This is a genomic window from Hymenobacter jejuensis (genome assembly GCF_006337165.1).
GTDB classification, from domain to species: domain Bacteria; phylum Bacteroidota; class Bacteroidia; order Cytophagales; family Hymenobacteraceae; genus Hymenobacter; species Hymenobacter jejuensis.
In genome coordinates this window covers 2,037,928-2,056,904 of sequence record NZ_CP040896.1, presented here as the reverse complement: position 1 = coordinate 2,056,904, position 18,977 = coordinate 2,037,928, and the positions used below count along the sequence as shown (strand labels likewise).

15 protein-coding genes are annotated in these 18,977 nt (G+C 55.5%); 7 read left to right on the top strand and 8 right to left on the bottom strand.

Annotation, left to right across the window (positions count from 1 at the left end):
- Positions 1–41 precede the first annotated feature (41 nt).
- Complete coding sequence (locus FHG12_RS08375) at positions 42–2,336, bottom strand: GH92 family glycosyl hydrolase (RefSeq protein ID WP_139515300.1); 2,295 nt, start codon at positions 2,334–2,336, stop codon at positions 42–44.
- Between the two features lie 123 nt (positions 2,337–2,459).
- The gene (locus FHG12_RS08370) at positions 2,460–4,742 is read right to left on the bottom strand and encodes a GH92 family glycosyl hydrolase (protein WP_139515299.1); all 2,283 of its coding nucleotides are present in this window, start codon (positions 4,740–4,742) and stop codon (positions 2,460–2,462) included.
- Between the two features lie 329 nt (positions 4,743–5,071).
- On the opposite strand from FHG12_RS08370, the gene FHG12_RS08365 reads away from it, so the two are divergent.
- Together FHG12_RS08365 and FHG12_RS08360 are read left to right on the top strand one after the other, a co-directional pair.
- On the top strand, positions 5,072–5,905 hold the full coding sequence (locus FHG12_RS08365) for a metallophosphoesterase family protein (protein ID WP_139515298.1): 834 nt from the start codon (positions 5,072–5,074) through the stop codon (positions 5,903–5,905).
- A complete protein-coding gene (locus FHG12_RS08360) occupies positions 5,889–6,509 on the top strand; it encodes a hypothetical protein (protein WP_139515297.1) in 621 nt (206 codons plus the stop codon). The genes FHG12_RS08365 and FHG12_RS08360 overlap by 17 nt, the downstream gene beginning before the upstream one ends.
- A gap of 74 nt (positions 6,510–6,583) precedes the next feature.
- On the opposite strand, the gene FHG12_RS08355 is transcribed toward FHG12_RS08360, so the two are convergent.
- Together FHG12_RS08355 and FHG12_RS08350 are read right to left on the bottom strand one after the other, a co-directional pair.
- Positions 6,584–7,720, bottom strand: coding sequence for a neutral zinc metallopeptidase (locus tag FHG12_RS08355; protein WP_139515296.1), 1,137 nt, complete (start codon positions 7,718–7,720; stop codon positions 6,584–6,586).
- 328 nt (positions 7,721–8,048) lie between these two features.
- Positions 8,049–9,425 (bottom strand): lysophospholipid acyltransferase family protein, encoded by a 1,377-nt coding sequence (locus FHG12_RS08350; RefSeq protein WP_139515295.1) that lies wholly within the window; start codon positions 9,423–9,425, stop codon positions 8,049–8,051.
- A gap of 315 nt (positions 9,426–9,740) precedes the next feature.
- Here FHG12_RS08350 and FHG12_RS08345 point away from each other — a divergent pair, with 315 nt between their 5' ends.
- Complete coding sequence (locus FHG12_RS08345) at positions 9,741–10,715, top strand: tetratricopeptide repeat protein (RefSeq protein WP_139515294.1); 975 nt, start codon at positions 9,741–9,743, stop codon at positions 10,713–10,715.
- Between the two features lie 126 nt (positions 10,716–10,841).
- Here FHG12_RS08345 and FHG12_RS08340 read toward each other — a convergent pair whose 3' ends face one another.
- The 4 genes from FHG12_RS08340 to FHG12_RS08325 all read right to left on the bottom strand — a co-directional run bounded on the left by FHG12_RS08340 (position 10,842) and on the right by FHG12_RS08325 (position 14,856).
- Positions 10,842–11,927, bottom strand: coding sequence for a chorismate mutase (locus FHG12_RS08340; RefSeq protein WP_139515293.1), 1,086 nt, complete (start codon positions 11,925–11,927; stop codon positions 10,842–10,844).
- Positions 11,927–12,769, bottom strand: a complete 843-nt coding sequence (locus FHG12_RS08335; RefSeq protein WP_139515292.1) for a prephenate dehydrogenase — start codon at positions 12,767–12,769, stop codon at positions 11,927–11,929. The genes FHG12_RS08340 and FHG12_RS08335 overlap by 1 nt, the downstream gene beginning before the upstream one ends.
- 4 nt (positions 12,770–12,773) lie before the next feature.
- Positions 12,774–13,961 carry a pyridoxal phosphate-dependent aminotransferase gene (locus FHG12_RS08330; RefSeq protein WP_139515291.1) on the bottom strand — a complete coding sequence of 396 codons (1,188 nt, stop codon included), beginning with the start codon at positions 13,959–13,961 and terminating at the stop codon, positions 12,774–12,776.
- A 64-nt stretch (positions 13,962–14,025) separates the two neighbouring features.
- Positions 14,026–14,856, bottom strand: a complete 831-nt coding sequence (locus tag FHG12_RS08325; protein WP_139515290.1) for a prephenate dehydratase — start codon at positions 14,854–14,856, stop codon at positions 14,026–14,028.
- Positions 14,857–15,685: 829 nt separating this feature from the next.
- Here FHG12_RS08325 and FHG12_RS08320 point away from each other — a divergent pair.
- From FHG12_RS08320 to FHG12_RS08305, 4 genes are all read left to right on the top strand, one after another.
- Positions 15,686–16,462 carry a hypothetical protein gene (locus FHG12_RS08320; protein ID WP_139515289.1) on the top strand — a complete coding sequence of 259 codons (777 nt, stop codon included), beginning with the start codon at positions 15,686–15,688 and terminating at the stop codon, positions 16,460–16,462.
- A 94-nt stretch (positions 16,463–16,556) separates the two neighbouring features.
- On the top strand, positions 16,557–17,036 hold the full coding sequence (locus FHG12_RS08315) for a phosphatase PAP2 family protein (protein WP_139515288.1): 480 nt from the start codon (positions 16,557–16,559) through the stop codon (positions 17,034–17,036).
- A gap of 396 nt (positions 17,037–17,432) precedes the next feature.
- Entirely contained in the window at positions 17,433–17,852 is a 420-nt protein-coding gene (locus FHG12_RS08310; RefSeq protein WP_139515287.1) for a hypothetical protein, read from the top strand.
- A 246-nt stretch (positions 17,853–18,098) separates the two neighbouring features.
- Complete coding sequence (locus FHG12_RS08305; protein ID WP_139515286.1) at positions 18,099–18,884, top strand: porin family protein; 786 nt, start codon at positions 18,099–18,101, stop codon at positions 18,882–18,884.
- The last annotated feature ends 93 nt before the right edge of the window (positions 18,885–18,977 follow it).

Here is an 18,977-nt window from a genome sequence, read left to right as displayed (position 1 = left end):
GAAGATTCGTACAGCTTTTCAAAATACACCGGAAGCTGGCTTCACGGTCGCGCTGCCATCAAAAACGTCAGCTCGCCGCCGTTCATAATATCCTGATGCGCCAGAAACGGACGCGTCAGCTTTTGGCCATTTAGCCGCGCTTCTTTTACATACACGTTCTTATCGCTCTGGTTTTTCACGTTGATAGTGAAGGTCTTACCGTTTTCAAGGTGCAACGTAGCGCCATTTACGGCGGGGCTACCCAGGGCGTATTCATTAGAGCCGGGCGCGACGGGGTAGAAGCTTAAGGCACTGAAGATGTACCAAGCGCTCATCTGGCCGCAGTCGTCGTTGCCGCCGAGGCCACCGGGCGTAGGGTGGTACATGCGCTTGAGGATCATGCGCACGCGCTCCTGGGTTTTGTAGGGTTGGTTGGTCCAGTTGTAGAGGTAGGCGGCGTGGTGGGCGGGCTCGTTGCCGTGCACATAGTTGCCGATGATGCCGTCGCGGGTGATGTCCTCGGTTTCGGCGAAGAACTTGTCGGGCAGGTGCATCGTGAACAGCGAATCGAGGTGCGGCACGAAGCGCTGGTTGCCGCCCATCAGCTTGATGAGCGCGGCAGGGTCTTGGGGCACATAGAGGCTGTAGTTCCAGGCATTTCCCTCAATAAACCCTTGATTATTGGTACTTAACACATCAAACTCTTTGCGGAACGTTCCGTCGCTGAGCTTGGGCCGCATGAAGCCGATGCGGGCATCATATACGTTCTGCCAGTTGCCGGCGCGCTTGCTGAACTCCTGGTAAATATCCTGGCGGCCGAGCTTTTGGGCGGCCTGCGCGATGCACCAGTCGTCGTAGGCGTATTCGAGCGTTTTGGACACCGACGAGCCACTTTTGTCTTCTGGCACGTAGCCCAGTTGCAGGTATAGCCCGATGCCGTCGTACCACTGCTGGCGGGCCGTGATCACGCAGGCATCCAGGGCTTTGTTGGCGTCGAAGGGCGCGTTGCCTTTTACAATGGCGTCGGCAATGACGGGCACGCTGTGGTAGCCGATCATGCACCAGTTTTCATTGGCGTAGTGCGACCACACCGGCAACATGTGCTCCACGCTCTGGCTGTAGTGCGCCAGCATCGACTGCACCATGTCGGCGTTGCGCTTGGGCTGGAGCAGGTTAAAGAGCGGATGCAGAGCGCGATAAGTATCCCATAATGAGAACGTTGTGTAATTGGTAAACCCATCGGCGCGGTGCACATTTTGGTCGAGGCCCTTGTACTGTCCATCGGCGTCCATATAGGTAGTCGGGCTGAGGAAGGCGTGGTACATAGCCGTGTAGAAGTTGTCCTTGTCCTCGCGCTTAGCTGCCTGAATCACCACTTTGCTCAGTTCCTGCTGCCACTGCTGCTGGCCTTGGCGCTTGATCTGGTCGAAATCCCAGCCCGGCGCTTCGGTCCGCAGATTCTGGAGTGCCCCCGCTGTGCTCACCGGCGAGAGCGCAAACTTGAGCTTAATCTTCTCGTTGGCGGCGGTCTTAAAGTCGAAGTACAAGCGCAACTGCTGGCCAGCTAGGTCGGGGAAGTTTTTCGTTTGGTTGAAGCGCCCCCAGAAGCCGCGGTACACCTCCTTTTTGGAGTAGTTGCGGCTGCCGTATCCCCGGAACGGCTTCGAAAACTGCATGGCAAAGTACACTGTGCGGGTGCGGCCCCAGCCGTTGGTATGCCGGTAACCGGTTACCAATGAGTCGTTTTCGACCCGTACAAACGTCCAGACGTTCTTATCAGGATAGTTGTAAATGCCCGCCATCAAATCCAGAATGATGTGCGCGTCGTCGGCTTTCGGGAACGTGTACTGGTGAAACCCGACGCGGTTGGTGGCGGTCAGCTCGGCCAGGATGTTGTGGTCGTCGAGCTTTACCCGGTAGTAAGCGGGCTCGGCTACTTCGTTTTGGTGGGAATACGCCGAGCGGTAACCGCTCTGGGGTTTGTCGGCGGTGCCGGGGTTGAGCTGCAGCGGGCCGGTGGTGGGCATCACCAGGAAATCACCCAGATCGGAATGACCGGTGCCGCTGAAATGCGTGTGGCTGAAGCCCACGATGGTTTTATCATCGTATTGATAGCCAGCACAATACTTGTACACGTCGGGGTTGTACTTCCCGTTCTGCTCGTAGCTCAGCGTGTCGGTATCGGGCGAGAGCTGCACCATCCCGAAAGGCACCGTCGCGCCCGGAAAGGTGTGCCCCATCTTCTGCGTACCCACGATGGGGTGGGCATACTGCACGAGATTTTCGGTGGGTTTCGGCTTCTGGGCGAAGGCCGGCAAAGACGCAAAGAGCAGCGTGGCAAAAGGCAGGAGTTTCATCAGCTTCAGGAAGGAGGTTGAAGCTGGCAAGGTAGTATACTAAGAATGTGTTTTGGCATTGCCCTACTAAGCACAGAAGTCTCCTAGACAAGGCTTTGCAATACCTCTAGGTTGTGGTATGGCTCACTTTTTCGCCTTCGAAAACGAGTACGGCGCATCTTCTGCCTTCGTGCCGCGGCTCGTATTGGGCGTGGCAGCCATATCAAAATCTACCGTTGCACCTTTTTGCAATTCATTGTTGCTAAGCCAGTTATGCGCGTACGACTGGCCGTTGACTATTACGCTACGGATATAGCGATTGGCCTCGCTATTAGCCGGGGCGTTGAGTACGACCTCTTTGCCGTTTTCCAGCCGCAGCGTGGCTTTCTTGAACAGCGGCGCACCCAACAACTGGTCGGTGGCGGGGCAGACGGGGTAGAAGCCCAGGGCCGAAAACACGTACCACGCCGAGGTCTGGCCGTTGTCTTCGTCGCCGCAATAGCCGTCGGGGGTGGGCAGGTAGAGGCGGTTCATCGTTTCGCGCACCCAATACTGCGTTTTCCACGGCTGGCCAGCGTAGTTGTAGAGGTAAATCATGTGCTGAATGGGCTGGTTGCCGTGGGCATAGTTGCCCGTGTGGGCAATCTGCATCTCCCGGATCTCGTGGATCACGGAGCCGTAATACGAAGCGTCGAACACCGGCGCGAGGGTAAATACGGTGTCCAGTGCCGCCACAAACGGCTTGGGCCCGCCCATCAGGTTCATCAGGCCCTGCACGTCGTGAAACACCGACCACGTGTAGTGCCAACTGTTGCCTTCGGTGAAGGCATCGCCCCACTTAAAGGGGTTGAAGGGCGCCTGAAACTTGCCGTCCTGGTTTTTGCCGCGCATCAGGCCGGTTTGTTTGTCGAAGAGGTTGCGGTAGTTCTGGCTGCGCTTGGCGTAGAGATTCACCTCCTTGGCGGGCTTGTGTAACGCTTTGCCTAACTGATAGATAGCAAAGTCATCGTAGGCGTATTCGAGGGTGCGGGCGGCGTTCTCGTTGAGCTTTACGTCGTAGGGCACGTAGCCCAGCTTGTTGTAATACTGCACGCCCGCGCGGCCCACGGCTTCCAACGGGCCAGCGTTGTTGGCCCCGTGCACTAGTGCTTCGTAAAGGGTATTGATGTCGTAGCCGCGCCCACCCTTCAGGTAGGCATCGGCCACCACGGAGGCCGAGTTGTTGCCCACCATCACGTTGCGGTAGCCGGGGCTGGCCCATTCCGGTAGCCAACCGCCTTCCTTATAAGCATTTACCAACCCCGCCTGCATTTGGGCATTAACGCTCGGGTACATCAAATTCAGGAAGGGAAACAGCGAGCGAAACGTGTCCCAGAACCCCGTGTCGGTGTAGAGGTAGCCGGACAGCACTTGGCCGTTGTAGGGACTGTAATGCACCACGTTGCCGGCGGCATCCAGCTCATAAAACTTGCGCGGAAACAGCAGCGAGCGGTACAGACACGAGTAAAACGTCCGCTGCTGATCGGGGGTGCCGCCCTCAATTTGAATGCGGCTGAGTTCTTTGTTCCAGGCCGTTTTGGCCTTTTGCTTCACCGCCTCGAAGTCGTCGTTGCCGATCTCTTTCAGATTCAATTCAGCCTGCTCCGGGCTAATGAACGACGAGGCCACCCGCACGTTCACCTGCTCGTCCTTGCGCGTCTTGAAGCCCACGACCGCACCCGCGTGATTTCCTTGAAACTCTAATACGTTAGTAACTAGTTCTTTATCCTTATATATGTTCGTGCTGGCAAACGGCTTATCGAATTGCAGCACGAAGTAATTCCTGAAGTTCTCAGGCACGCCGCCGCTGTTGCGGGTGGTGTAGCCCACAATCTTGTTTTCCTGCGGCAGCAGCTTCACGTACGAGCCTTTGTCGAGGGCATCGAGCACGACGTAGGCGCTGTCGGTGCGGGGAAAGGTGAACCGGAAACTCGCCGCACGCTCGGTGGGCGCAATTTCCGTAACCACATCGTGGTCAGCCAGATACACTTGATAATAATACGGCTTGGCGACTTCGGCTTTGTGCGAAAACCAACTGGCGCGGTCGTCTTCCTCGAAGCGCAGCCTGCCCGTGATGGGCATCAGGGCAAACTGCCCGTAATCGTTCATCCAGGGCGAAGGCTGGTGCGTTTGTTTGAACCCGCGGATCTTGTCGGCGCTGTATTGGTAGGCCCAGCCGCTGCCCATTTTGCCGGTTTGCGGCATCCAGAAGTTCATGCCCCACGGCAACGCGATGGCCGGATAGGTATTTCCGTTCGAAAGACTAGGCTTCGAGTCGGTACCCATCAGTGGGTTTACCAACTCTACGGGCTCAGCTATTTGCCCCTTAGCGGCGCCTGTGCACAGTAGAAAAACCAGGGCCGCAAACGTGGTAAATACTTTATTCATAAGCATATAACAAGGACGCTAGTGTTGCCTGAAAGCCAGCATTTTCCCAAGAAAACCAACTTCTTCTGACAAGCCGTTAATATAGAAGTAAAATGCCCTAACAGCGCCCGCCGCCCATAGAAGTGCGCATTCGGACCGCTCCCTCATTTCGACAATTCGGCAATAACTCAAAGGCCTGCTTATGTGTTGTTCTAGCCTGTAGCGGGCTATAAGCGCCGCCGGCGGCTGAAGCCAACATTTTGTTTTTGATACTTACAACAACTATCTAGTTATCAGCCTGTTACTACACCATTAAGGAGAACTATTCTCCGGTTTATGCCAGTGTTTTTATGCGTCTTTTCTCTACACGCCTATTTTTGCTTTCTATGGCAGTGGTGCTAGCGGCGAGTGGCTGTAACTTATTGGAATACAGCCCCAATCAGGCTTACGTACCCGCCGCCGAACGCCACCTTACGGCTCAGAATCTGCGCCGGCTCCAACAACAGCCGCTTTCGCCCACCGACACGCTGCGCTTCGTGTTTATCGGCGACTCGCAGCGATTTTACGACGAGGCCGACGACTTTGTGGCTAGCGTCAATGAGCAACAAGACATTGATTTCGTGATGCTTGCGGGCGACATTTCCGACTTTGGCCTGGTGCGGGAAATGCGCTGGATGCACCGCCGCCTGCAACGTCTGCGCGTGCCTTACCTCACCGTCATCGGCAACCACGACCAGGTGGGCAACGGCCGCAACGCCTACCAAACGGTGTTCGGGCCTCTGAATTACTCGTTTGTGCGCGGCGGCACGAAGTTTATCTGCGTCGATACCAACGGCCGTGAATACGGCTTCCAGGGCCAGGTGCCCGACGTAAGTTGGCTCACGCAGCAGCTCGCCGACACGGCCGGCACGCAACGCGCCGTTGTGGTGTGCCACGTGCCGCCCACCGACGCCGACTTCGATCCGCAGCTGGTGCAGCCGTATGCCCGCACCGTGCGCAGCAATCCGCAGCTGGTGTTGCACTTGGCCGGGCACATCCACCGTTACACGGCCGGCCAGCCCTTCCGCGACGGCATCACCTACCTGACCACGTACAACTTCGAGAAGGGCCGCTACCATATTGTGTCGGTATGGGGGCGGCGCCAGTTTCGCCTTGAAACCGTTCAGTATGCGTCGCAGAACTGAAATACAACTACTTGCTATACTGATACTTAGCTTTATCCCCTGCTTCGCGCACGCGCAAGCCGAGGCCGATGTACGCCGGTCAGGGCCGTTCTTCCTGACGGTGCAGTTAGCGGGCGGGCAGGGCGTGGTGGCGGTGGGCGGTGGCTACTGGCTGGCCGACCGGCGGCTGGAGCCGGAGGTGCTCGTGGGCTACGTGCCGCGCTCCATTGGCGGCAGCCGCATGGCCGTTTTCACTTTCAAAACGACGTACACGCCTTTCGAGCCCAAACTCGGTGGGCGCGGCGACTGGCGCCTCAACCCCGTATCGGTGGGCGGCTTCCTGAACTACACCACCGGCAAACAATTCTTCCTGACTAACGACTCGGCTGGTCGCTACCCCAAAGGGTACTACTGGTGGTCGTCGGCGGTGCGCCTTGGGGCTTTTGCCGGGCTGCGCCTCACGCATCATTCCACCGAGCCCAATCTGCACGGTTGGCCCCGCCGCACTTCATTTTACTCCGAACTGAGTACCAACGACTTGCACCTGGTAAGCGCCCTGACCAACAAAACGCTCCGCATTCCCGAAATCCTGACCTTAGGGTTGGGGGTGAAAAACGGTTGGTAAGGCCTAAACGAGAAGCGTAGCCATAAAAAAAGGGGAACATTGCTGCTCCCCTTTTTCCTTATCGAATGCGTTGTCTACAACTTAACAATAGCAGGCAGTTGCGCTTCAAATAGCTTGGTAAACTCCTGAGCAGTCAGGATATGGCCTTGCTTTTGGGCATCGTTTGCCGTATTGTAGCCAAATTCGGCAGCGGCAATGCGTTGGGTGGGCGTACCGTGGTGGCCCGTGCTAGAGAATTGGCAGTCGCCGATGTTGAAAAACACCTGCAAGAACTGTCTTACGCGTTTCCACTGCATCGAAGCGCCGCGGGCGTGCGAGAGATAGTAAGCCGAATAGGCGTCGGCCATCAACTCAGTACGGCGAGTAGCTTCTGGCGTATTCTCATTCGTGAACAAGCCCAGTTGGAACTGTACTTGGTGGCCAAACTCGTGAGCCAGAATGGCTTGCGGCGCTACATCATCGTAGCCGAGGGCAGTGTACGCTTCCATGATGCCGTCGCCCATAATGATCTTAGAGGGGATGGTGCCATACGGAGGAAAGTCGAAGCCTTCCTGAGCAAACGCGTTGAACGTGAAGATGGGGTGGGTACCATTTCTCATCTCCGGCGAGGCCTTCAAAAAGGTTAATACCCGGTCAGCATAGAATGCGGCGCTGGCATCGGACAAGCCGAAGGCGGCTTTGTAGGTCCGGATCAGTTTGGTGCGGTCTTGCAGCATGTTGCCGTGCATGGCGGCCAGCACAATGTCCTGCGACTGAATATTCCAGAAACGCTGCAAGTCCTTGAACGTCTTGGTTAAGCGCTGCGTGTATTCGCCCTTCTGGCCAAAGTATTGGTTTGCCGAGCTGTTCTCAAAAAGCAGGGCATCGTACGTTGGCAAGTCCAGCATGGCCGTGCTGTTCACCTTCGCAAAAGACAGGCTGGTCCAGTCTTTTAGCTGCTGATCCAGCCACAGGTTCAAGGGGGTATTGCTATCGCAGGGCGTCGGCTGAATGGCCGTCGCGCGGCGTACCATATCCCGGTACTGCGGGTCGGCTTTGGCCAGTAGCCCCGAATTTGCTTTAAGATCTTCCGAGCCGGCTGGCAATGTGGCAAGCTGGCTTGAGCTGGTAGTGGAGGGAGCACTTACCAATGCATCATTCTCCTTTTGACAGCTGGTCAGCAAGGAAAATGAAAGAACCGCAGACGCTGTTAGTAGTTTGAGGTGTTTCATGGGTGGAATTAATTGGAATACTTTTCGGTGAATAGATGTGATAATTATACAATAAAATATTTTTAAAATCTATATTTACGTTTTTTTGAGATTGTTAGACTTAAGCAAGATTCGAACAAAAAACTTCTATAAATTACTCTTTACATTACAAAAGAAGCTTCCTTCTTAAAGCACTCCGATGGTTTTTATGCGAACTATTATGGAGGAGCTAAAATAAAAAATGCAATGTATAACCTCTTAGTAAGCAGCCTATTATGAACCTGGCAATAAACAAAAGGGCCCGCCGAAGCGGGCCCTTTTGCCTGTAGTGTAGCAGCAACTGAGCTATTCAACGGAATCCTGATCCGGCCAAGTAGGCTTCCCGCGCTTCGCTGAGCAGGCGCAAAATACCGGCACGTTGCCGCAACAAGCCTTCGATAACCGGGCGGTGTTGCCGAAACAGCCGCACCGCCCGCAAACGGCGCAGGCGGGCCGCCAAGCTATTCCAATAGCTCAGGGCATAAAAACCCGTCAGTGGCAGGCTCAGGGCGTAGGCAGTCGTGAGGCGCCAATCCTGTACAAAGTGCTCTATCAGAGCAATTTGTGAAATATAACAGACCGTAAAGGTGAGCATGCCCACAACCAGCATTATGGGGGCCACAAACTCTACGTCTTTGGTTGCCCGGCGTGCCACCACCGAGGGCAGAATGTAGGGCACGTAATTATTGACAACCCCATACAGGTACACCGGAAACCCCAGCAGCAGTTTCACGCCGGCCACTGCCCCTCGGCTCCAGCGCTTGCCTTGCCCCCGCGACGATTCCAGCGACTCGTCGGTGAGGTGCACCCGACGCAGGTCTTGCAGGTACGTTTTCAGGCGTTCGCGCACTTCGTTGAGCCGCACCGGATCGTGCTTTTCGAAGTAAGCAATGCCTTCTAACAGGTTGCGGCTCAGGAGGTAGTTGTCGTAGAGGGTTTCTTTGTCGTCGATAAAATGATCGGTAAACGTGCGTTCCACCTGCATCACCAACTCGTCGTCGGCAGCGTCGCGGGTAATCACGAGGCGGCCCTCCAGCCGCACCCTGATTTCTTCGGTGAGCGCATCGGCAGCGCCCTCGGGGTCTTGGCGGTAGCGGTCGGCATAGTCGGCTACCCGGATAGGCTGGCCAACGTTGACAAACACATCCGACCGAAACCGCGTGGGATCGAAGTAATTGATACCCAAGGGCAACACCCGCAGCCCCAGTTGGAAGTTGTGGCGCGCTTCGGCTCCCAGCGCAATGCGGGCCGCGCCCGTTTTGAGGGGCCGCAGGCGGCGCTCCGAAATGCTGGTGCCCTCCGGAAAGATCATGATGGTGCCGCGCCGATCGAGGTAGTCGTAGCAGCGGCTGAAGGCGGCTTCGTTGCGGGCCGCCAGTTCTTCGGGCGAAGCCCCCCCCACGCCGGTTTCAGCATCCTGCCGCCGATAAATCGGGATAGAATTACCCGACTCCATGATCCGGCGCAGAATGGGGTTTTGAAAGAAGGTGCTCTTGGCTAGAAACGCAATCGGGTCGCGGCGGTTGACGGCTACCACCAGCGGGTCCATAAGCGTATTGGGGTGATTACCAACGATTAACAACGGACCAGGCTCCTGTAGTCGCTCGGGGTGCCGGATTTCGAGCCGGCGAAAAAATACCCGCAGCGCCACCTGCACCAAGGGCTTCATAACGGTATAAAAGAGCATGCCACCAAGTACGCTCGAACTTTGCAAACGGCCAAAGCAGCACGCCGCGCCGGCCGTGGGTTTGCTGCCAACTACCGCCGAACCAGTATCTTTCGGCTAGTTCAGCCTGACCTGAGATCCTTTGCCCCGCAGCGCCACAGCGAAAAGGCTGAAGCTGAGAATCTTTAGCTTCCTGGCTTTGCTTATCTTAAGTACCTGCTGGAAGCGGCGTACGCTGGCCGCTGCGTCGTCGTTCTTAGGCCGCGCGAGTGGCTGTATGTTTGACCCGCGACCCATAAAAAGTCCGTCGCACCTATTTTTTAGTGCCCAACAAGTATGCGTTGTTTTGTAAGTCTAAGTGCGGGTTTGTTGTTGATGGCCAACACGGTATGGGGCCAAACCAACATGGCAGTTCTGCGGAAAGCCGATGACCTGGTGGCGGAGAAAAAGTACGAGTCGGCCTTTAAGCTCCTCAACGACTACGACCCCAAAAATGCCCAGCCCGCCGTGGCCCTCAAAAAAGAGGAGATCGTGCTGAACTACAGTATCGCCAGCAGCAACTATAGAAGCTTCACTTTCAAGGACTTAAGCACACTGGAGTCGTTGGAGGAAAACCAAGAGCACGAAGCCCCGGGTACGCGCTACCGCTTCCGGGTGAGGGCCGTGCTGGACTCCCTCAAGCAAAAGTACCCCGACAACTACAAGCTCGACCGCGGCCTCGGCGACTACTACTACGCCGTGCAGCAATGCGACTGCGCTGAGAAGAAAAAGACTGAGGATGAGCTGTTTCCGCTCATGATCAAGCATTATGAGGAAGCCCACAAACACGCTTACGGCGACTACAAATCGTATTTTGTAGTAGGCTACGCCAAGCAGCGCCTCGGCCAGTTTAAGCAGAGCGTGCCGTACTTTCTGCACTCCATCGAACTGAAAAAGGACTTCCCCACGGCCCACCTCAACCTTGCCTTTGTGTACCTGGAGCTGAAGCAGTACGAGAAAGCCCGCACCGAAGCGCAACTGGCTGTAGATCAGTTTCCTGACGAGGCCCACAAGTCCGACGCCAGCTTCCTGCTTAGCAAGATCGAGGAGCGAATCAAAACCCAAAAGGAGCTGCTGGCCGCAAAAAAGACTGGCAAGAAGACCTCCAAAACAAAAAAGCCCGCAACCGCTAAAGCGACGCCCGCCAAGAACACCGCGACGCCGGAGCCGAAACCCGCAGAAACGAAGGCTGCTGAGGCAAAATCTGCCGAAGCAACGCCCGCCGATGCCAAGCCAGCCGAAGCTAAGCCAGCCGAAGCTAAGCCGAATTAACTCTCTACACAACTTATTAATTATCAATAAGTTGTACGCCATTGGCCAACAAAAACCCCGCCTGCCATCCTAAGCAAAGGATGACAGGCGGGGTTTAGCATTAGGAGAAATGAAAATGCTTCGCTCCTACTTATTCATCACGTTGTTCTGGCGGTTGATAGACTCGATGTGGATGGCATCCAGGTACTTATGAATGAAGTCTTCCGTTAGGCCTAGCTTGGCGCCTTTCTTTACGCCGCGCTCCAAAATTTCGCCCCAGCGGCTGGGCTGCAGAATGGTGATGTTATTCTCCTTTTTGTACACCCCGATTTGCTCGGCAATGGCCATGCGGTTGCTGATGAGCTGCATGATCTCGTCGTCGATGTGGTTAATCTGCTGACGCAGGCGCTCCAACGCGGTCAGAAACTCTTGTTTGTCAGTGGTTTCGGCGCGCCAGATGAGGCTATCAATCAGCTCGCCCAGGCGCTCCGGCGTCACTTGCTGCTTGGCGTCGCTCCAGGCATTGTCGGGGTCGATGTGCGATTCGATCATCAGGCCGTCGTAGTCGAGGTCGATGGCCTTTTGGGCGATGCTTTGCAGCACATCGCGGCGACCACCAATGTGGCTTGGGTCGCAGATAAGCGGCAATTCGGGCAGGCGCAGCTTCATCTCGATGGGCAGGTGCCACATCGGGGCATTGCGAAAATCGGTGTTGCCGTAGCTAGAGAATCCTCTGTGAATCAGACCAATATCTTTAATACCGGCTTTGGCAATGCGCTCCACGGCGCCCGTCCACAGCTCGATGTCGGGGTTGATTGGGTTTTTGATCAGCACCGGAATGTTCACGCCGCGCAGGGCATCGGCCACTTCCTGCACCGAAAAGGGGTTTACGGTCGTGCGGGCACCGATCCAGAGCACGTCCACATCGAAGGCGAGGCAGTCCTCCACGTGCTTGGCCGTGGCTACTTCCACCGTAATCGGCAGGCCTGTAAGGTCTTTGGCCTTTTTCATCCACGGCAAGCCTTTCGTGCCGATGCCTTCGAACAGGCCGGGCTTGGTGCGCGGCTTCCAGATGCCGGCGCGCAGCATATCGACTTTGCCGGTAGCCGCGAGACGCGTGCAGGTTTCGATGGTCTGCTGCTCGGTTTCGGCGCTGCACGGGCCCGAGATGATGAGCGGCTTTTTGTGAATGGAAGGCTTGCCGAGGGCGGCCAGGGGAGATGACTGATCCATTATTTTAAGATTTTACGAATGACGTTGGCTTGTTCAATCAGGTTGGTAAACGCCTGATAGTCTTCTTGTTGCAAAATATCGCGCATGTGCTGAAGCTGGCGCAGGTGCTCGTCGAGCACGTCGAGCACATTCAGGCGGTTTTGGCGGAAAATGGGCACCCACATCGCCGAGGAGCTTTTGGCCAAGCGCACCGTCGATTCGAAGCCGCCGCTGGCCAGCTCAAAGATGCGCTGTTCTTCTTTCTCTTTCTCTAACACCGTGAGCGCCAGCGCGAAAGAAGTAATGTGGGAAATGTGCGACACGTAGGCCGTGTGCACGTCGTGGGAGGCTGCATCGAGGTACACGAGGCGCATTTGCAGCTGCTGAAACACCTTTTCTACCAGTGCCACGGCAGCCGGATGACTATGCTCGGCATCGCAGATTACGAGCGTTTTGTCTTCAAACAGGTGAGGCACCGCCGCTTCCGGCCCTGAATATTCGGTACCGGCCATGGGGTGCACCGCCACAAAACGGTCGCGGTGCGGGTGGTCGGCAACGGCGGTCAGCAGCTTTTCTTTCGTCGAGCCGACGTCAATAACTACTTGCTGATCAACCACATCCAATACCTGCGGCAGCACCGTCAGCATGGCGTCCATGGGCACGGCCACCACCACCAAGCTCGAGCGGCGTACGGCCGCGGCCAAGTCGGTGGTGCCTTCATCAATGAGGTTCAACTCCAAGGCTTTGCGCAGGTTTTCGGCACTCTGATCGACCCCGATCACGCTGCCGGCCACGCCGTGCGCTTTCAGGCTTAAGGCCAGCGAGCCGCCAATCAACCCCACTCCTATTATCGTGACAACCATGTTCTTAGGCGTTGGCCGGGCTAGTGTGCAGGGCACTTACAATTCGATCCAATGAGGCGCGTAGCACGGCTTCGGGCTGGCACAGGCTCACCCGGATGAACTGGTCGCCGTTGGTGCCAAAAATGCCGCCCGGCGTGATAAACACCCGTGCCGCATCCAGTATTCTGTCGCTCAGCGCGTAACCGTCGGCGAAGCCAGCCGGAATGGCGGCCCACACAAACAGGCCGGTCTGCTGCGCATCGAAAGTACAACCAATGGCACGCAACAAATCGAACACCAGCTCGCGTCGGGCGCGGTAATGGGCGTTGAGCTCGGCGTACCATTCCTCGCCCAGCCCCAGCGCCACTACGGCGGCGCGCTGCACGGGCAGAAACATGCCCGAATCCATGTTGCTCTTGAAGCGCAGCACTTCCTGCAACAGATCGGCTCGGCCAACCAGCATGCCCACGCGCCAACCGGCCATGTTGTGCGACTTGCTCAGGGAGTTTAGCTCCAAGGCTACTTCCCGCGCGCCCGGCGTGGCTAATAAGCTGGCAGGCTGATCGTTGAGGATAAAGCTATACGGATTGTCGTGCACCAGCAGAATGTTGTGCGCTTGGGCAAAGGCCACCAGCTCCGCGAAAAAAGCCGCGTCGGCGCGGGCGCCGGTGGGCATGTGCGGGTAATTGACAAACATCAGCTTTGCCCGGCTCAAATCCTGTTGGGCGAGCGCCTTCAGGTCGGGCAGCCAGTGGTTGTCGGCCGTGAGGTCGTAGTCGACGGGCGTGGCGCTGCTGAGCTGTACGGCGGCGCGGTAAGTCGGGTACCCGGGGTTCGGGATTAGGGCTTCGTCGCCTTCTTGCAAAAAGGTCATGCAGATGTGCATAATGCCTTCCTTCGAGCCCAGCAGCGGCATCACTTCCCCTTCTGAGTCGAGGGAAACGCCGTAGAAGCGGGCGTACCAGTCGGCCATGGCGCTGCGGAGCGCCGGAATGCCTTTGTAATTCTGGTAGGCGTGGGTGTTGGGCAGTTGGGCCTGTTGGTTTAGCTCGGCAATCACCGAGGGATGCGGCGGCATGTCGGGGCTGCCAATGCCTAAGTTGATGACGTTGGCGCCGGCTTTGTTCAGGGCGTCGATTTCGCGGAGCTTCCGGGAGAAGTAGTACTCCCCGGTGTGGGCCAGGCGCTGGGCGGTGCTTATGTGAAGAGGCATGAGAGGCGAGAAGTGAAGTACGTGATCAGAAATAATTATCTGATAATCAATTAATTATATAAAATCAATACGTTATTCCTTTTTGATACACGCCCAGTACCCGCAGGCCTTCGGCGACTTGTTCCACGGCATGCAGGGCGGCCTGAAACTGCTCGGGGCGATCAAATTCCAGATCGGCCAGAATGAAGTACTCCCAGATGCGGCCCGGATGCGGAATGGATTGCAGCTTGGAGAGGTTGATATTGTGGTCGGCAATGCAGCTCAGCACTTTCACGAGGCTGCCTGGTGTGTTGACGGTGTGGAAATACAGCGACGCTTTATTAGGGCTCGCAGGCGATTGGGCGTCTTCCGGCCGCTCGACTACCAGAAAGCGCGTGTAGTTTTCCTTGGCCGACTGAATGTCGGCGGCCAGGATGTCCATCTCGAACAAGTCGGCGGCCAGCCGGCCTGCTACGGCCGCCACACCTGCCAGCTGGTTGTCGCGGATGCGCTTGGCACTCAGGGCAGTATCTTCGGTTTCGACCAGCCGCAGGTGCGGATACTGGCTCAGAAAATCGGCGCATTGCAGGAGAGCCATCGGGTGCGAATGCACCTCCCGAATATCGGCCAAGGACTGGCCGGGCAACGCCATCAGGTGTTGTCCAATGGTGAGGTACACTTCGCCACTTATTTGCAACTCGTTCTGTTGCAATAAGTTATAATTCGGCAAGATACTGCCCGCAATGGAATTTTCGATGGCCATTACACCCCGATGCGCTTCGCCGCACGTTACCTGCCGCACCACTTCCGTGAACGTGGCGCACGGCGCCAGCGTGAGGGCGGGGCCGAAATAGTGCTGGGCGGCAATCTGGTGGAAGCTGCCTTCGAAGCCTTGAATGGCGATGGTATGGTTCATAAAGCGTATGCTGCTGACGAAATAAAAAAGGGCCTCCGCTGTGCGGGGCCCTTTGGTTCTCCTTGGTTAGGATGTGCAAACGAGGCCCCGCTTCTTCCAGAAGAAGAAGTAATAATAGCCGTAAAAAAAAGGAGCCGTGGGGTTCATATGTTGAAAAGGCGGGTCATTAAAAAAGCCCCCTGGGGTGCAGGAGGCTTTTAAGTTTTTGTATGGGTTAGCTACAAAAAGGCCTCGCTGCTACGCCTGAGCGTAGTAGAAGTAATAGCTAAAAAAGAAGCGGGCCTGTTGAGGTAGCATGAGTTTGCGGTGCTGACGGGCTAAAAGTCAGAAAAGGATTTTACAAAAGCAAAATCTTTTCGCGCGCTTACACGGATCGCCGGCTTGAGATTAGCCACTGATGCTTACCTAATTGCGGCGTGCACAATGGATCGGGGACTTGAAAACCGGGGTTAGGCAATCTGGTCGTGAGACCGGGATATACTAGTTAATTTATATATATTACATAGCATATTTATCCTAGTGGAGTGGATCCGGTAACGAGCTTCCCGGTAGGGGTTCGTTGGTTCATGGGCACCGTCTTGGCGACGGTTCTGGTGTAAGCGTTAAGCTTTTTCGATCCGGCGAAGAGTAACTCTTCTGCCATCCGAGGCATCCCAATTCTTTTTCCAACTCTTATTGGATGCCTCCTGCTGTGCTGGCCCTTGCCAGCTGACGGCCTTTCACCGCTTTGTTGGTTTGGACGGAGCCGCTGCTCCTCAGCAGGAAGCTTGCCCTGAGGGCTGCACCTGTTCCCTCATTCTCGATTCTTTCACCAATCCCTTCTTTTACTATGAAGCACCTATCTCTGCCCAACCGTCGGAAAGTGGTTCCTCTGGTTATGCTGTTCCTTTCCGGTTTGCTCTTCTACAGCTGCGACGACTTCGTTGAGCAACTATTTCACCAGCCGCCCAAACCCCAACAGGAAAGCGCCACCGTCGTGTACGACTGGTACAAGCTCATTGCAAAAACGCAGCTGCGCACTAGTCCGCAACCGGTTATTATCTCCAACTACCGAAACTTTGGGTACATCGGGGTGGGCCTTTATGAAGCCGTGCGTCCCAGCACAAAAGGCGCGGTGAGTTTGGCTTCCCAGCTATATCAAATGCCTACTATGCCAGCCCCGGAACAAGGCCGGGAGTATCTGTGGGGCGCCAGTGCCAATGCTGCTCTGGCCAGCTTGTTCAAGCAGTTTTTAGTTGGGCTGACGGACGCGGACAAAGCTCGTATTGACTCACTGGAAAATGCCTACAACATCCGGTTTAAAGCAAGCGCCTCTCAGGAAGCTATTACCCGTTCGCAAGCCTATGGGCGAGCCGTTGCGGCGGCTATTTACAACTGGTCCACAACCGATAATTTCAACCTAGGCAGCCAAGGATATGTGCCGCCTGTGTTTCCAGGGTCATGGGTGCTTACCCCACCAGCTTTTGCTGCCCCGGTAGGACCTTTTTTAAAGGATTCAAGGCCTTTTCTGTCCTCAAACCTAACAGCTACAGCGCCTCCGTTGCCCGTTCCGTATTCAGAAGATCCGGCATCACAATTCTATAAAAGAAGCAAAAGCAGTATATGACATAGGCAAAGCACTAACCCCGGAGCAAAAAGCAATCGCCGATTGGTGGGCAGATGCGGGCGGGGCGGGCGTAGGGGTTCCGGCTCCTTACCATATGCTTTCGATCATAACCGGGATCCTGGAAAACAAGCAGGCTAAGCTAGGAGAGGCGACGCAATTGTACGCCAAAACCGGCATTGCGATGAAGGACGGTCCTGTTGTTACGTTCAGAGCCAAATATCAATATAACCTTATTCGCCCAGTGACTTATATCCAACGGAAGATTGATCCGGCCTGGCTGCCGTATTTGCCTACGCCAGCTTACCCTGAGTATCCTTCCGGCCTTGTCGGGATAGTCGGTCCCATTATGCAGGTGTTAATAAGAGAATGCGGCGACATCCCGGTAACCGACAACGCGTACTCCTGGAGAGGGTTAGCTCCGCGGCACTATGCTTCCATTACGGCCATGCGGGAAGAGGCCTCATATTCCAGGGTCTACGCGGGCTTGCACTACCCGACTACTCAGGCCGTTTCCGTAGAAATGTCCAAAGAGCTGGGTAATAAGATCGCTAACCTAACCTTAATTCCTAAATAAGAGAGTAGGGTTAGGCGGGAGGATGTGCACCCCGCCTCAGGTCCTTACGGCGTTCTCAAATTGGCTTGCTTTCTGAGAAACAGAGATTACTTCAATCTCTGTTTCTCAGAAAGCAAGCGACCTGACAAAAGGTATTTTGCAGAAGCGCTTCATAGTTAGCAGTTTGTGAAACTTAGCATTCAGCAGGAATCTAGCAATTGTGAGGATAAATCAGCTACAGGTGCCTAGTTTTAGCCTTTGCACTTTACTACCCGTCCTCCCCAAACCTACTCTATGCGTTATTGCTGGCTTCGCATGCTATGCCTACTAGGGGTGTGCAGTTATCCCGTCGGGAGTTACGCCCAAGAAACGGCTTCCTACAGCCGGCCTCAGATAGCCATTCCGGATCCAGTATACGTGCTCAATTCTACCGTTATCATCAATGGGGTCTTATCAGACTTTGATCCCCAAGAGATTAAGAAAGTCACGGTGTACAAAGGCTCAGATGCTCCTGCTGCTCAGGAGGCAGCGCCTCAGTTGCAAAACCTGGGCATTGGGGTAATCGATATTACCACATCCAAGCATATTCGTAGCAAGTCGTTCCGTCAATTGGGTCGCCAGCTCGGCCTGCATGGGCCACTCGCCTTTGCGCTTAACGGACATGTGCTCGACCAACAAACAGCAGCAGTTCTTCGAATTGCTCCAGCAGCCGTAGGGCAAGTTCATATTGTGCATTCCTCTCCTGAAATGCCCAAAACGAGAGTGGATATCTGGCTGGTTCTACCCCCGAAGACGGACTACCGAAAATACCCTCCGGGGACTATTTTTCTTCGATAAACCGTGAATGCAGCTCGGCACTAAAGCAAGATTATTCAGAGTTTTTCTGCGATTGAAGAAATAGAACAGCCGGAAAGTTATTGTTATAATTTATTGACTATGAATTAGTTACCATACTACTCGCTTGGCTTAATCAAGGTTTGGCACGGTTTTTTGATATACCCTTCCGAAGCTAGGTCACAGCCGCAAACGCGCAATGCGGCGACCCGCGAAGTCTGTCTTTCCCGACCTCCCTTACTAATAGCCATGAACACGATTTCAAAATTCGGCCGCTTGGCCGCCGCTACCCTATTGTCTTTTGTTTCGATTACCGCCGCGCAGGCTCAAGTTCAGAAACACCGCGTACCCGCTTACAACGGCCCGCAGTACGAATCGCGGGCTACGTACCAACGGCCTGTTAGTCAGTCTTCTATAGGCACTGCTAACGGCGTGCAATTCGGCATTCGGGCCGGCGTGAACGTGGCCGACTGGTCGGGCGACGCCGTGCAGAGCGTGATGAACGTAACCGAATACACCAACGGCGCCGTCACGAAGCAGACCAAACCCGGTTTTCATGCCGGCGTGTACGCTACGTTGCCCCTGGGGCCGCATTTTGCCATTGAGCCCGGCGTGCTGTACTCGGAGAAAGGCACCGAGCTTTCGGGCCGTATTCCGCTCCAACAGTTTGATTTCCTGAATGCTAAGGTTACGGCAACCTCGCGCATGACCTACATTGACGTGCCGTTGGTAGCGAAAGCGTACCTCACGCCCGGCCTGTACATCTATGCTGGTCCGCAGGCTTCGTTTTTGGTCAGCAACAAGGTGCGTGTAAACGCCAGCGCCCTCGGCTTTTCGGCCTTCAAGCAGGATTTCGACGTGAAAAACCAGTTCCGCCCCGTCGACTTTTCCGCGACCGGCGGCATTGGCTATCAGTTCGAAAGCGGCTTCGGCCTGAGCGCCGGTTACGATTACGGCCTTACCTCGCTCGACAAAAACAACAACTTCGACGCCAAAAACCGCGTGGTCAAAGCCTCGTTGAACTTCTCGTTCTAGAGGCCGGCGGCCGCAACGAAAAAAGTTTTGACGCCGCTCACATACTTATACTCAGTAGGGCACTCTTTTTGCTTACTGTCTACGTCCTAAGCC

What these genes read in the sequence shown, in the direction of transcription:
- FHG12_RS08330 (WP_139515291.1), bottom strand. Translation starts at nt 13,961, where the DNA reads ATGCCTCTTCACATAAGCACCGCCCAGCGCCTGGCCCACACCGGGGAG.
- FHG12_RS08365 (WP_139515298.1), top strand. Translation starts at nt 5,072, where the DNA reads ATGCGTCTTTTCTCTACACGCCTATTTTTGCTTTCTATGGCAGTGGTG.
- FHG12_RS08345 (WP_139515294.1), top strand. Translation starts at nt 9,741, where the DNA reads ATGCGTTGTTTTGTAAGTCTAAGTGCGGGTTTGTTGTTGATGGCCAAC.
- FHG12_RS08360 (WP_139515297.1), top strand. Translation starts at nt 5,889, where the DNA reads ATGCGTCGCAGAACTGAAATACAACTACTTGCTATACTGATACTTAGC.
- FHG12_RS08335 (WP_139515292.1), bottom strand. Translation starts at nt 12,769, where the DNA reads ATGGTTGTCACGATAATAGGAGTGGGGTTGATTGGCGGCTCGCTGGCC.
- FHG12_RS08315 (WP_139515288.1), top strand. Translation starts at nt 16,557, where the DNA reads ATGCTTTCGATCATAACCGGGATCCTGGAAAACAAGCAGGCTAAGCTA.
- FHG12_RS08305 (WP_139515286.1), top strand. Translation starts at nt 18,099, where the DNA reads ATGAACACGATTTCAAAATTCGGCCGCTTGGCCGCCGCTACCCTATTG.
- FHG12_RS08350 (WP_139515295.1), bottom strand. Translation starts at nt 9,425, where the DNA reads ATGCTCTTTTATACCGTTATGAAGCCCTTGGTGCAGGTGGCGCTGCGG.
- FHG12_RS08355 (WP_139515296.1), bottom strand. Translation starts at nt 7,720, where the DNA reads ATGAAACACCTCAAACTACTAACAGCGTCTGCGGTTCTTTCATTTTCC.
- FHG12_RS08320 (WP_139515289.1), top strand. Translation starts at nt 15,686, where the DNA reads ATGAAGCACCTATCTCTGCCCAACCGTCGGAAAGTGGTTCCTCTGGTT.
- FHG12_RS08375 (WP_139515300.1), bottom strand. Translation starts at nt 2,336, where the DNA reads ATGAAACTCCTGCCTTTTGCCACGCTGCTCTTTGCGTCTTTGCCGGCC.
- FHG12_RS08340 (WP_139515293.1), bottom strand. Translation starts at nt 11,927, where the DNA reads ATGGATCAGTCATCTCCCCTGGCCGCCCTCGGCAAGCCTTCCATTCAC.
- FHG12_RS08370 (WP_139515299.1), bottom strand. Translation starts at nt 4,742, where the DNA reads ATGAATAAAGTATTTACCACGTTTGCGGCCCTGGTTTTTCTACTGTGC.
- FHG12_RS08325 (WP_139515290.1), bottom strand. Translation starts at nt 14,856, where the DNA reads ATGAACCATACCATCGCCATTCAAGGCTTCGAAGGCAGCTTCCACCAG.